The organism is Trinickia sp. (assembly GCF_051961175.1).
In the GTDB taxonomy this organism is placed as follows: domain Bacteria; phylum Pseudomonadota; class Gammaproteobacteria; order Burkholderiales; family Burkholderiaceae; genus Trinickia.
The window spans coordinates 1-12,124 of the sequence record NZ_JBQCDN010000125.1 but is presented as its reverse complement, the minus strand read 5'-3'; the positions used below and the strand labels follow the sequence as shown (position 1 = coordinate 12,124).

The following is a 12,124-nucleotide window of genomic DNA, read 5'->3' as shown; positions in this document are numbered from 1 at the left end:
CATTGACTCGCGAAGGTCGGCACGACCGCAAGCTCGAGCACCCGCCCGATGCCGCGTTGCGCCATGAGTTCGAGCGTGTCGCGCTCGATGCGCTCGAGGCTCTTGCGGATTTGCGCGGCATAGTGGCGCCCGTGCGGCGTCAGTACCACCCGCTTCTTGATTCGCAGGAACAAGGCGACGGCGAGCCGATTTTCGAGCGCGGCGACTTGCCGGCACACGGCGCTCTGCGTGAGCGAGAGTTCGTCGGCCGCGCGCGTAAAGCTCTCATGGCGGGCCGCCGCCTCGAATACTTGCAGCGCGGCGAGATTGGGGATGCCTTTTCTCATCGTGGCGTCCTGCTCGATCGGAGTGCTTCAGCCGCTATTCGAGCAGTAGTTGGTGCAATTTAGGAATGAAGTCGTGAGTTTAAATCAATTGTGAGGACGCAGTGCGGCGGCGACAATGCGTATCGATCGGCGGGCGCCGACGCGAGCGTATGCCGCTCCCCTGGGCCTTCCAGTGACGTGCCGCCCTATAGGAAACGGGGCGCAAACAGGGAACGATGCAATGAACGGCAATCTCGACGCCATGCTGGAAGCCGCCTGCGGAGCGGGCGCCGCCAGGCAGTTGGTGCAATTGATGAATATACCGCCTTCGATGGAGCGTTGCGAGGCGGGCATCGTGACGCGCGCCGAACTGGCGCAGGCGCTCAACATGGCGCTGTTCGCCGATTTGCTGAAACGGGTGCCGACGGGGCGTGCGTACACTGAGGGCGTCGTGCGCGAAGGCGGGCGCGTTCAGTTCGATCACGGCGCGCTGCGCACGGTGCGTTGGGCGCATTGCGGCGCGCTGCCGCCGGGCGAAACCGCGTTCACGCGCATCTTGAAGCCGCTCGGCTATCGCTTGAACGGCACGTATCCGCTGGACCGGATCAAGATGACGGGGCGCTCGTATGCGCACCTCGACGCCCCGGAGCATATCGCCCAATTCTTCGTCAGCGAACTGCACCCCGAGCGCTTTTCGCCTGCGTTTCAACAAGCGGTGACGAACGTCGTCGGCGCGTCGGCCGATCCGCTCACGCCGCAAGCGGTCGCATGGCTGGCCGAGCTCGAACGCGACGCGGCGTTGCCGCTGCTTGACGCCTGTTCGTTGCTGACGATTCTCGTGCGCTGTTTCGATCGGCAGCACGGGGCGCCGCGCCTTGCGGATTACCAGACGCTGCTCGCGGAATCCGCCGAGATGGCGTGGATCGCAACGGAAGGCAACGCGTTCAACCACGCCACCGATCGCGTGTCCGACGTATTCGCCGTGGCGGATGCGCAGCGCGCCCTCGGCCGCCCCATCAAGGAACGCGTTGAAGTGTCGAAGTCGGGGCGGGTCAAACAGACAGCATTTCAGGCCGACCGCGTCGTGCGTGTCTTTCGCGGCGAGGACGGTATGCCGGTGCGTCTTGAAGTGCCCGGTTCGTTCTACGAGTTCATCACACGCGATACGTATGCCGACGAGGCGAGCGGGCGTGTTGGGCTCGATTTGGGCTTCGATGCCGGCAACGCCACCGGCATTTTCAAAATGACCGCGGCGGCGTGATCGAACGCGACGCGCCCCCTCACCGCGCGACCGAGCAGAAAGGAATGCGATGACGTCAGGCAATACGATGCGTCTTGAGCGTCTTGAGCGTCTTGATACGCCGGACGAAAGGTACCGATTCGCGGCGCCGTTCCGTGCGCCGCAAGGCTCGCCGATCCGGGAACTGTTCAAGTACGTGGGCCGCCCCGGCATGATTTCGTTCGCGGGCGGTTATCCTTCGAAGGATCTGTTCGATCGCGAAGGGCTGGCGCACGCGCTCCATACGGCATACCGGAACGACCCGATCACGTGTCTGCAATACGGCGACACGGCCGGATCGCCGTTGTTGCGCCGGTCGCTCGCCGAACTCATGGGCGCGCGGGAGGTGAACTGCAGCCCCGACGATGTCATCGTCACGACGGGCTCGCAGCAAGGTTTCGATTTGCTGCTGCGCACGCTGATTGCGCCGGGCGATACCGCGCTTATCGAAGAGCCGGCCTATCCCGCCGCGATCCAGGCGCTGCGGCTGGCAGGCGCGAATATCGTCACGGTCCGCACCGATCGCGATGGCATCGACGTCGATGCCCTGGCGGCGCAACTCGACGCGTGGCCGCAGGCTGGCCGGCCCAAGTTGCTTTACACGGTGCCCACGTTTGCCAATCCTACCGGCGCGACGCTGCCGCGCGCGCGGCGCGAAGCGCTGCTGCGGCTGGCGGTGCAGCGGCAGATCGTATTGGTCGAAGACGATCCGTATGGCGAATTGCGCTTTACGGGCACGCCGGTGCCGCCGATTCTCGCATTGGCCGACGCCTGCCCCGGTGCGCGCGATTGGGTGGTTTATTTCGGCAGTTTGTCGAAGATCGTCGCGCCCGGTTTGCGCATCGGCTGGGCGATTGCGCCCGCGCCCATCGCGCGCCGGATGATTGTCGCCAAACAAACGAGCGATCTGTGCACGTCGCCGCTCTCGCAAGAGACGGCGCGCCACTACCTCGATAGCGGTAGCCTGACACTGCATCTGCGTTCCATCGCGGGCGCTTACCGCTCGCGCTGCGAGGCCATGCTCAAGGCACTGGCCCATTTCGCGCCGGACGATGTCGAATTCTCGGCACCCGAAGGCGGCATGTTCGTCTGGGCTAGACTCACCGGCGGACGCGATGCGGCGGATGTGCTCAAACGCGCGATCGAGCGTAATGTGATGTTCGTGCCGGGTCATGCGTTCTATGTCCGCGAACCCGACCGGAGCAGCTTGCGCTTGTCGTTTGCCGCGCCGAGCGAAGCCGAAGCCTTCGAAGGCGCGCGTCGGCTCGCGTCGGCGCTATCTTATAACTCGACTCCTTAAAAAGAGGATGTGATGGTAGTCAACGATATTCTCGCAGCGCTCAACGTCGATCTGTCACCCTTGAAGGGCGACGCCCTGACGGCCCGTTCGCCGCGCGACGGCGCGACGCTCGCTTCGCTTGCCGTCGATTCGGCCGCAAGCGCCGAACGCAAGATCGATGCTGCCCATGCCGCCTTTCTGAAGTGGCGAACCGTGCCGGCGCCCGTGCGCGGCGAACTCGTGCGCGTGTTCGGCAACGTGCTGCGCGAGCACAAGGACGCGCTGGGCCGGCTCGTCACGCTCGAAGCGGGCAAGATCCGATCCGAAGGGCTCGGCGAAGTTCAGGAAATGATCGATATCTGCGATTTCGCCGTCGGTCTGTCGCGTCAGCTGTACGGCCTGACGATCGCGTCCGAACGCCCGGGCCATCGGATGATGGAAACGTGGCACCCGCTGGGCGTATGCGGCGTGATCTCGGCCTTCAACTTCCCCGTGGCCGTCTGGGCATGGAATGCGGCGCTTGCCTTTGTCTGCGGCGATTCGGTGGTATGGAAGCCGTCGGAGAAAACGCCGCTCACGGCCATCGCGTGCCAGGCATTGTTCGAGCAGGCCGTCCGCGAATTCGATCGTACGCACCCCGGTGTCGCCCCCGAGGGGTTGGCGCAATTGATCATCGGCGGCCGCGAAGTGGGCGAAGCCCTGACGCACTCGCACAAAGTCCCGCTCGTCAGCGCGACGGGCAGTGTGCGCATGGGTATCGAAGTGGCCCAGACGTTGAGCAAGCGGCTCGCGCGCAGCATTCTCGAGCTCGGCGGCAACAACGGCATGATCGTCGCGCCGAGCGCCGATCTTGACCTCGTCGTGCGCGCCGTGACATTCGCGTCCGTGGGAACGGCGGGCCAGCGGTGCACGACGTTGCGGCGCCTGATCGTGCATCGCAGCGTCGCCGAAACGCTGTTGCCGCGTCTCGAAAAAGCGTTCGCATCGGTCAAGGTCGGCGATCCGCTCGACGGCGATACACTCGTCGGCCCGCTGATCGATCGCGGTTCGTTCGATGCGATGCAGGCGGCGCTGGCCGAGGCACGCAAGGACGGCGGCCAGGTGACGGGCGGCGATCGCGTCGATGTGGGTCACGACGGTGCGTACTACGTGCGTCCCGCGATCGTGCGCATGCCCGCGCAGACGGCGGTCGTCGAACGGGAAACCTTTGCGCCGATTCTCTACGTGCTGGTGTACGACGACTTCGAACAAGCCCTTCGCGTGCACAACGCTGTGCCGCAGGGGTTGTCGTCCGCCATTTTCACGAACGACATGCGCGAAGCCGAGCAATTCATGTCGGCGGCGGGCAGCGATTGCGGCATCGTCAACGTGAACATCGGCACGAGCGGCGCCGAGATCGGCGGTGCATTCGGCGGCGAGAAAGAAACGGGCGGGGGCCGCGAATCGGGCTCGGATTCGTGGAAGAGCTACATGCGCCGTGCGACGAACACGATCAACTACAGCCGCGAACTGCCGCTGGCGCAAGGCGTGAAGTTCGACGTGTGACGCGGTGTGCGTTCAGGGCCAGCCGCGTGGCAGCCCGGCTTCGCCGGGCCGAGCTCAGGTGCGGCTTAAGCTCGGCTTGCCGGCGCGGGAGCGGTTCACGCGCGGCCCAGGCGTTTCGAGAGATCGGCGACGAGAATGGCCAGACGGGCCGGCTTTTCGTAGCAGGCCACGTCGAAGCGGCGGATGACTTCGCTGATCTCCGATTCGCTCGCTTTGCCGGTCAGGAGGTCGCCCGTCAACAGGAAGATCGGCGCATCGGGTTGTGCGGACCGGCGAACCGCTTCGATCGCCACCGCCGCCGTATGTTCGTCGAAGCGCCAATCCGTCACGACGGCATCGAACGTTTGGGTATGCAGCGCTGCGGCGAACGCGGCAAGTCGATCATAGGCGACGGCTTCGAAGCCGTTCTGAACGAGGTAGTCGGACAGCGCTTCGGCGGCGGCCCGATCGGCGTCGATCACAGCAACGGTCGCGCGTTGCGCTTCGCCGCGGCGCGGATGAATTTCGATCTTCAGCACTTCGTGGGCGTGCTCGCCGGGCGTCCCGTCGCATCGTACGATCCGCCAGCGATCCCCTTCGCCGTAGGCGACGAATTCGGCGCGTTCGTGCGGGCCAAGCGGTTCGCCGATCCACGCGACACAGGGCCCTTCGAATGCGCCCATGTTGAGCATGGCTTCGCGCGGTTGGGCGCCAGGGGCGCCGAGCCCGTTCGGTTGCGCGCCGAACAATTGCGTGGGCGCCTCGCCGAATGCTTCCGCCACCTTGCGGATTTGCGCGAGTGTCCAGGGGCTGCTGCCGCGCAGCTTGCGGTGTCCCTGCGAAAAGCTCAGATCAAGGATCCTGCACAGTTCAGTCGTCTGCTGCCGCTTGCCTATGCCATGGCGAACCATCAGCGCGCGCACGCGGTCGGCAACGACGAGTGAGTCCGCTAAGGTGGCTTCTGTGGTCATGCTGCTTCTGGGTGCTGCGGCGTCAATGGCGGTCACGGAACGAGTTTCGTCGCGCCGCATCACTGCGACACAGCCGTAAAAGTATGGAGGCGGGCGTATTTTAACGGGCAACGCGCCGCCCGCCCGCGTCAAATATGTATCGACAGGTTACGTTCGTTACTGGTGGTCAATGGGCTGGCGCGAGGCCATTCGCAGATGCCCGATTCCTTGCACGCCATGTATGGCCGTATCCTTGCCCTGTGTGGGCCCGGCGGCGATTGGGACATGGGCAACAGGTCCCGTATTGGAGAAAACCCTATGACAATGCAGTTTTTCGACGCCGAGGCAACGGCCCGGCTCACGCCGTTTCCCGTACTTGTCGATGCGCTTGCACAGGCATGCCTGGAAGCCGCCCGGGGCGAGATAGCGAGCCCGGCGCGGCTCGTCGTGCCGCTCAATCAAGGCGGAATCATGCTCGCGATGCCCGCCGCGGCGCGCGATCTCGCGATCCATAAACTCGTGACGGTGTGTCCGGCCAACCGGGCGCGCACGCTGCCGACCATTCACGGCCACGTGAGCGTGTGCGATCCCGACAGTGGCGAAGCACTCTTCGCGCTTGACGGGCCGACCGTCACAGGCCGGCGCACGGCGGCCGTGACGCTTTTGGCTATGCGAACGTTCTTGCAGGTGGCACCGCGTGAGATTTTACTCATCGGGACGGGCACGCAAGCGTCCCATCACGTGCGCGCGTTGGCAGCGGTCTATCCCGAGGCTCGGGTGATCGTTCGCGGCAGTGCGGACGCACGCGCGCAGGCGTTTTGCGCCGAGCACGGCAACGACATCGACGTTCGCGTGCAGGAAGGGGATTCGATCCCCGAGACGGTCGATGCGGTCATTACCCTCACGACGAGCACGGTGCCCGTCTATGACGAGCCTGCGCGTCTTGGCAGGTTAATCGTCGGCGTGGGGGCATTCACCCCTGAAATGGCCGAGATCGGTCCGGTTACGTTGCAAGGCAGCGCGTTGTGCGTCGACGATGCGGCGGGGGCGCGGCATGAAGCCGGCGATTTCATTCAGGCGGGCATCGACTGGGGCCGTGTAACGGCGCTGGCCGATGCCTTGGTGGCGCGTGGCGGAGCGCGCGTCGGCGAGCGGGACGAGGGTAGCGCGGGTAGCGCGGGCACGATGCCGGTCGTCTTCAAGAGTGTCGGTTGTGCCGCCTGGGATCTGGCCGCGTGCCGTGTCGCGCGCGCGGCCGTACTTTGACGATTTGCTTGCGCGGGCTTCGCGAGGACAAACAGGAGGGCGCCTGAATGATGCCATCGCCAGCCTGCGAGGGCTGCCCCGTTCCCATCGTGCCGTTGCTGCGCGAGGAGCTGCCCTCGGATACGGTTGAACTCGCTCGGTTCATGGTCGGGAAATACCTTGTGCACGATTCGCTGGAGGGGCGCGTGAGCGGGCGCCTCGTCGAGACCGAAGCCTATCCTGTCGGCGATTCGACGAACCACGCCTATCGAGGGCTGCGCCCCTACAATGCCGCGTTGTTTCGCGCGCCGGGCCATGCGTACGTGAAGCTCGTCTACGGTGCCTCGTACATGATCAATATGTCGGCCGAGCCGGAAGGCGAGGGGGCCGCCGTCCTGTTGCGGGCGGTGGAGCCGCTTGACGGTGTACCCATCATGCAGCGCAGGCGGCCGGGTGTCGATGTCGTCGATCTTGCTCGCGGGCCGGGCCGCCTGTGTGCGGCGTTTGCGATCGGGCCGGAATGGGACGGCGCGGATCTGTGCGGCGGCGGGCCCCTGTGGGTAGGGCGATCAAACGACGGCGATGCGTCCCTCGCTCGCATCGCTGCCACCAAGCGCATCGGCCTTTCCCGGGGAATGCACGAACTGCTGCGATTTTATGAACCGGGCAGCGCATTCGTCAGCGGCCCCAAGCGGCTGCTCGAGCCCCGCGTGCGCTGACGCATTCGGCCGAGCGCGGCCGAACAGCGCCTCGTGCGTTTGTTCGCCCAAGTCGATCGACAGCGCAACGGCGTTGACCTTCCCGATGCGCAGGGGTGGGCCGAAACGGCGCGTGGCGATGCGCGCGCGGACGAGCAGACGCTCGACAGCCGTCGTGGTGACGGTGACGTAGCTCGTGATATGCCGCCGATCGGCGAAGGCGACGACGGCCCGCATCGCATCGAGCGCCAATTCGCCGAAGCCGTAGCCGGCCTGCTCGGGCGATACGATGGCGAAGCGGCTCAGCTCCCAGGTTCGGGGCGAAGCGGGGGCCTCCTGGCCATAGAGCAACTGGCTGAACGTATCGCGCAGCATATAACGGCCCAGGGTCGGCAACAGCCGCCAACAGCCGCACACTGTATCGGCATCGTCGCGTACAACCATGTAGTGGGGCGACTGCGCATCGTATTCGTCGATTTCCATTCCCGATAAAATGGCCACTTCCCATCCCATGCGCTCGCCGAAAATCCTGGCACGCAACCGATACATTTGTGCCAGCGCGTCGAGGTCGAAGCCATATTGTTTATCGATCGTGATCTTCATATTCATCCAGCTTCCTCCCGGAATGTCATTTGCCCTACGGGGCGTAGACCATATGCACTTTGCGTGCTAGCGGTAACTGTCAAGCAAGATAGGTACAAATCACCGGTGACACTTGGGATGATGTCGGTGTCGAGTACGTCCTTGATCAGGTGAAAATCATGTCCATATCCGATATTCGTCAACCGCAAGCCGAGGATGCGGCCCGGCCGATTCGGACCGAAATCAACAGTGCATTCGTTCAGACTCACCGCAAGCAGGCCAAGGAAAGCCAAAAAGCCTTTTGGGCCCGCTTCGGCGTAACGCAATCTCGCGGCAGCCGCTTCGAGCTAGGCGCGAATATTCCGAAACCCGTCATGATCCTCTTGCGGCTGTATTTCGAGGCACGGATTTCGGACGACGACCTTCGCGCCGTCTCGCAAAAGCGCCCGCCGGCGCTTCGGCCGGCACTGGTCAGTCAGGATCGATCAACCCCATTCGGGTCGCCTTGACCGCGGCAGCGCTTCTGGAGCTGACCCCGAATTTGCTGCGAATGTTGGTCATGTGGAAGTTCACGGTCGCTTCCGAGCAGCCGAAAATCTTGGCGATTTCCCATGTCGACTTTCCTTGCGCCGTCCATTTCAAGCACTCATATTCGCGCGGCGTCAGCTTCGGTACGAGCCTTTCGGTGTATCCGTCGAGGAAACGCTGGCTCGTATCGAACGCGACATCGCGCAGGAGCGTCAGCATTGGCAGGCGACGCTGAATATGCGCGGTCAGAAGAGCGTGGGGGGCGTGCTCGCTGCGCACGAAGCACAGCATGCCGACTTCCTGCTTCGGGCCGTGAATCGGCAGCGAAATGCCGGTGCAAAGCCCATGTTGGCACGCCTCTTCGTACATTTGCCGTTGGCTCTGTTCGGCAAAATGGGCCGACGTCCAGATAAGCGGGGACGTTTGTGTGAGGCAGTGCGCAACCGTCGGATCGATGCGGAACAGGGCCCGCTCGTCATAGGTCTGGCGCCAACTCTCCGCGTAGGTACTGCGCAGGTACGCGTCGCTGAAACGCATGCCCGGCCTAGGCACGACGGCGAATAGCGTGTGGTCGAACCCATATTTTCTTCCCAGCAACGCTAGCGCCTCGAACCACGATTTTTCATCTGTCGCACGCCACAGCGGCGACATTGCCTCAATAAATTGGCGCGGCATATTTCCTCGCATGTCGAAAATATTACTTGCCCGAAACAGGTAAATCGCCCAATTTACCGAAGTGCTATTTCGGGTAACTCCATTTTTTGCAAAATCATATCAGACGAAACGAATATTAGCGCCCGGCCTCGACTATGGGAGGTGTCGCAGACTTCAAATCGATGATTCTGAGTAGTCGCTCAACCGAGGGGCGCTTGATATCGATTTCAGTTAGGGCTTAATTTTGCGACCGGGGCCGAATGATCTGTTGAGCGGTTTCGTGGTTTGTTCGATTAAACCGATTCCACCGGCAGGGCAAAGCAATTTATTTTGACGTGCCGTTTTTTTGGTGGCCGCCGCTTCCATATTTGCGGTTGCTGCAAAAGTGATTAACGGGAAGCGGCATGTTCGCGCGTCGATGCAAACCGTAGACTGCGTTTCGTGCCGGGCTGCTTGGGCGGGCAAGGCAATCCTACTGAGGAAGAGAGAACGATGAGATCGATGGTGATCGCGGGCGTGTTGGCGGGCGCAATGGCTGCACCGGCGTTTTCGTTCGCACAACAAGCGCAACGCGACACCCGCGCGCACGTGCAGGCGCAGATGCGGCAACTGGCGCAGGCCGGCTATCGCGGCACTGGCGGCGATACGACTTACCCGGCCGACATCGAGGCGGCGCAACAGCGTCTGCTGCAGGATGCGGGCGAAGGGCGGGCGGCCGTGGACACGAGCGGCTACGGCTCGCGGCAATGGGGTCCGAAGAGCGAGTCCGGTTCGCGGGAGCCGAAGGGGCCGGGCTCGCTTTATTTCGGAGCTTGACGGCGATAGCCGTTCCCCGGCGCAGCTGGTCCTTCGATTCGTTCGCTGGCCGGCGTCGGTATCGCGCGTGGTTAGATATGTACGCCCGAAATGTAATGCTCGAGCTGTTGAATGGTGAACTCTTGTTCGGAGATGATCGCTTTGACCAGATCGCCGATCGACACCATACCTACGAGCCGGCCGTCGTCGATAACCGGCAAGTGGCGCATGCGGTGTTCGGTCATCAAGGCCATGCAGTCTTCGGTCGTATCGCTCATGCGCACGTGCAGGACCTGCCGGGTCATGATTTCGCCGACGCGCGTCGATTTGGACGACCGATCCAGCAAGACGATCTTGCGAGCGTAATCGCGTTCGGTGATGATGCCCGCGATTTTCCCTTCCGGGCCCTCCGTCACGATCAGCGCACCGATGTGATGTTCGGCCATCATCTTCACGGCATCGTAGACCGGTGCATCGATGTCGATCGTAATGACCGGCTGCTCGGCGATCCGCTTGGCGGCTTGCGGATCGTCCAGCTTCGACTTGAGAATCTGCGCTACGTTGGGCATGAGCGTCTCCGTCTTCTCGTTGGGGGGCGGGGTTAAGCGCCGCCGCTGAATCGTGCGTTGGCGGGGGCTGTTTCTCAGTATAGGCGTTGGCGATGCGGGTGGCGGCCGCGCTGAGCGGCCCGAAATGGCGATTAGCGTTAAACTCGCGGTGCGCGCGCCGGCAGTCGGTGCGCGCGAACCGTCAAAGCCACTATCGATCAGTTATGCCCACGTCATCCCAGCCGCCCCAAGCCGGCAATGGAAACGCGACGCAATGCGTCTCGCTTGCCGCTTCGGCCACTTTGCCCACCCGCTACGGGACGTTTACGTCGTATGTCTACCGTGTCCCTTCGGGGGACGCCGAGCATCTGGCATTGGTGATGGGGGAGGTGAGCGGGCAGTCGTCCGTGTTGACGCGCTTGCATTCGGAATGCCTCACGGGCGACGTACTGGGTTCATACCGCTGCGATTGCGGGGAGCAGCTTGATCTCGCATTGCGCTATATCGCCGCGGAAGGGCGCGGTGTGCTGCTGTACTTGCGCGGTCACGAAGGCCGCGGTATCGGCTTGTCGAACAAGATCCGCGCGTATCAATTGCAGGAGCAGGGGCTCGACACGGTAGAGGCGAACCTCGAACTGGGCTTGCCGGACGATGCGCGCGAGTATGACTCGGCCGCGGCGATTCTGCGCGAGTTGAACGTGTCGTCCGTGCGGCTCATGAGCAATAACCCCGATAAATTCGACACGCTATCGAAGCATGGGATTCCGGTGTGCGAGCGGGTGGCGCTGGCCATTCCTGTGCGGGATGAGAACGAACGGTACATTCGCACCAAGCAACTGAAGTTTGGGCATTACTTCGAGGAGAATGAGTAGGTTGGGGTCTGGGGTTTGTGAGCGGCTGTTGGGCCTTGATGTTCTGTCTGCAATCGCTTGATTTATAAGATTTGGTGTCGCGGGGCTCGCTTGGCAGCGCAATTTTCCTGCGATCGCTGAAGATTATGAACAAATGAAAGGCCAGATGCCGGTGGCTGCGTGTAGTTGCTTGATTTTAAACAAATTCAGATCGACGCATCCGCTGAACCGTGGGCGTCCACCTATGTTTCCGAGATTAAGGCACTACTTCTGCGATCGCTGGACGAACCGCCCGGACCGAGCGGCAACACGAACGGCGAGCTCGGTCATGTCTTGCGGCGTGCCTTACAGGAACTCGATTCCCCCACTACAACGTAGACCGATTGGGGGTATGACATCGATGTCTGCTTTGCGTAGCGGGACGGACTCGCTCGACATGCGGCACACCGTTCTGGCGAGCCTGCCAAAGGTCATAGGCCGCTTGTTGGGCAAGCCACAAGTCGGCACGCCCACCATTTTCGATGCCCAGCCATTGCTCCACGCGTAACGCCATTTCGGGCGAGATTGCAGCATGGCCATTCAGCACGCGCGACAGAGCAGTGCGCGCACGCCAAGATGCTCGGCTGCCTCCCTGACCGTAAGCCCCAGTTCGGGCAATATGTCTTCGCGCAGCGTTTCGCCTGGGTGCGGCGGATTAGTGGTTCGCATCAAGCAACCGCGAGCGTGAGATGCCCGATCGGTTCGGCGGCCGGCCGTACCTTGATCTCGATGTCGTAGCCGAGCCGGTTCAAGCAGTCCATGAGTTTGCGCTCGGACAGGTTGGTGAAATCACCGCGCATCATGCCGGACACCTTCGGTTGCGGAATGCCCATGCGTTTCGCTGCCG

At 63.0% G+C, this 12,124-nt stretch carries 13 protein-coding genes and 2 pseudogenes; 8 read left to right on the top strand and 7 right to left on the bottom strand.

Annotated elements, in window-relative coordinates:
• The coding region (locus ACTHL0_RS07040) for a LysR family transcriptional regulator (protein ID WP_440565941.1) at positions 1 to 326 on the bottom strand (326 nt) is incomplete at its 3' end.
• Positions 327 to 546: 220 nt separating this feature from the next.
• Here ACTHL0_RS07040 and ACTHL0_RS07035 point away from each other — a divergent pair.
• The 3 genes from ACTHL0_RS07035 (at position 547) to amaB (ending at position 4,408) form a co-directional block, all read left to right on the top strand.
• Complete coding sequence (locus ACTHL0_RS07035; RefSeq protein ID WP_440565940.1) at positions 547 to 1,566, top strand: DUF1338 domain-containing protein; 1,020 nt, start codon at positions 547 to 549, stop codon at positions 1,564 to 1,566.
• A 67-nt stretch (positions 1,567 to 1,633) separates the two neighbouring features.
• On the top strand, positions 1,634 to 2,884 hold the full coding sequence (locus ACTHL0_RS07030) for a PLP-dependent aminotransferase family protein (RefSeq protein WP_440565943.1): 1,251 nt from the start codon (positions 1,634 to 1,636) through the stop codon (positions 2,882 to 2,884).
• A gap of 12 nt (positions 2,885 to 2,896) precedes the next feature.
• Entirely contained in the window at positions 2,897 to 4,408 is a 1,512-nt protein-coding gene (gene amaB, locus ACTHL0_RS07025) for an L-piperidine-6-carboxylate dehydrogenase (protein WP_440565939.1), read from the top strand.
• A gap of 95 nt (positions 4,409 to 4,503) precedes the next feature.
• Here the strand turns inward: amaB and ACTHL0_RS07020 are convergent, their stop codons facing one another.
• Positions 4,504 to 5,358 (bottom strand): helix-turn-helix domain-containing protein, encoded by an 855-nt coding sequence (locus ACTHL0_RS07020; RefSeq protein ID WP_440565937.1) that lies wholly within the window; start codon positions 5,356 to 5,358, stop codon positions 4,504 to 4,506.
• Between the two features lie 297 nt (positions 5,359 to 5,655).
• Between ACTHL0_RS07020 and ACTHL0_RS07015 the strand changes: the two genes are divergently transcribed.
• The gene (locus ACTHL0_RS07015; protein WP_440565936.1) at positions 5,656 to 6,603 is read left to right on the top strand and encodes a delta(1)-pyrroline-2-carboxylate reductase family protein; all 948 of its coding nucleotides are present in this window, start codon (positions 5,656 to 5,658) and stop codon (positions 6,601 to 6,603) included.
• Positions 6,604 to 6,650: 47 nt separating this feature from the next.
• A complete protein-coding gene (locus ACTHL0_RS07010) occupies positions 6,651 to 7,301 on the top strand; it encodes a DNA-3-methyladenine glycosylase (protein WP_440565934.1) in 651 nt (216 codons plus the stop codon).
• A 39-nt stretch (positions 7,302 to 7,340) separates the two neighbouring features.
• On the opposite strand, the pseudogene ACTHL0_RS07005 reads toward ACTHL0_RS07010, so the two are convergent.
• Positions 7,341 to 7,829, bottom strand: a pseudogene (locus ACTHL0_RS07005) (acyl-homoserine-lactone synthase); the annotation flags it as partial.
• A gap of 212 nt (positions 7,830 to 8,041) precedes the next feature.
• Between ACTHL0_RS07005 and ACTHL0_RS07000 the strand changes: the two are divergent.
• Entirely contained in the window at positions 8,042 to 8,371 is a 330-nt protein-coding gene (locus ACTHL0_RS07000) for a hypothetical protein (protein WP_440565931.1), read from the top strand.
• On the opposite strand, the gene ACTHL0_RS06995 is transcribed toward ACTHL0_RS07000, so the two are convergent.
• Entirely contained in the window at positions 8,334 to 9,041 is a 708-nt protein-coding gene (locus ACTHL0_RS06995; RefSeq protein WP_440565929.1) for a helix-turn-helix transcriptional regulator, read from the bottom strand. The two genes, ACTHL0_RS07000 and ACTHL0_RS06995, sit on opposite strands and share 38 nt — an antisense overlap.
• 495 nt (positions 9,042 to 9,536) lie before the next feature.
• Between ACTHL0_RS06995 and ACTHL0_RS06990 the strand changes: the two genes are divergently transcribed.
• On the top strand, positions 9,537 to 9,860 hold the full coding sequence (locus ACTHL0_RS06990) for a DUF4148 domain-containing protein (RefSeq protein ID WP_440565928.1): 324 nt from the start codon (positions 9,537 to 9,539) through the stop codon (positions 9,858 to 9,860).
• A 71-nt stretch (positions 9,861 to 9,931) separates the two neighbouring features.
• On the opposite strand, the gene ACTHL0_RS06985 is transcribed toward ACTHL0_RS06990, so the two are convergent.
• Complete coding sequence (locus ACTHL0_RS06985) at positions 9,932 to 10,408, bottom strand: CBS domain-containing protein (protein ID WP_440565927.1); 477 nt, start codon at positions 10,406 to 10,408, stop codon at positions 9,932 to 9,934.
• Positions 10,409 to 10,611: 203 nt separating this feature from the next.
• Here ACTHL0_RS06985 and ribA point away from each other — a divergent pair, with 203 nt between their 5' ends.
• Positions 10,612 to 11,259 (top strand): GTP cyclohydrolase II, encoded by a 648-nt coding sequence (ribA, locus tag ACTHL0_RS06980; RefSeq protein WP_440565925.1) that lies wholly within the window; start codon positions 10,612 to 10,614, stop codon positions 11,257 to 11,259.
• A 346-nt stretch (positions 11,260 to 11,605) separates the two neighbouring features.
• Here ribA and ACTHL0_RS06975 read toward each other — a convergent pair.
• Both ACTHL0_RS06975 and ACTHL0_RS06970 read right to left on the bottom strand, forming a co-directional pair.
• A pseudogene (locus ACTHL0_RS06975) lies at positions 11,606 to 11,949 on the bottom strand (HigA family addiction module antitoxin).
• A partial coding sequence (locus ACTHL0_RS06970; RefSeq protein WP_440565942.1) for a helix-turn-helix domain-containing protein occupies positions 11,946 to 12,124 on the bottom strand: 179 nt, incomplete at its 5' end. The gene ACTHL0_RS06970 and the pseudogene ACTHL0_RS06975, both read right to left, overlap by 4 nt.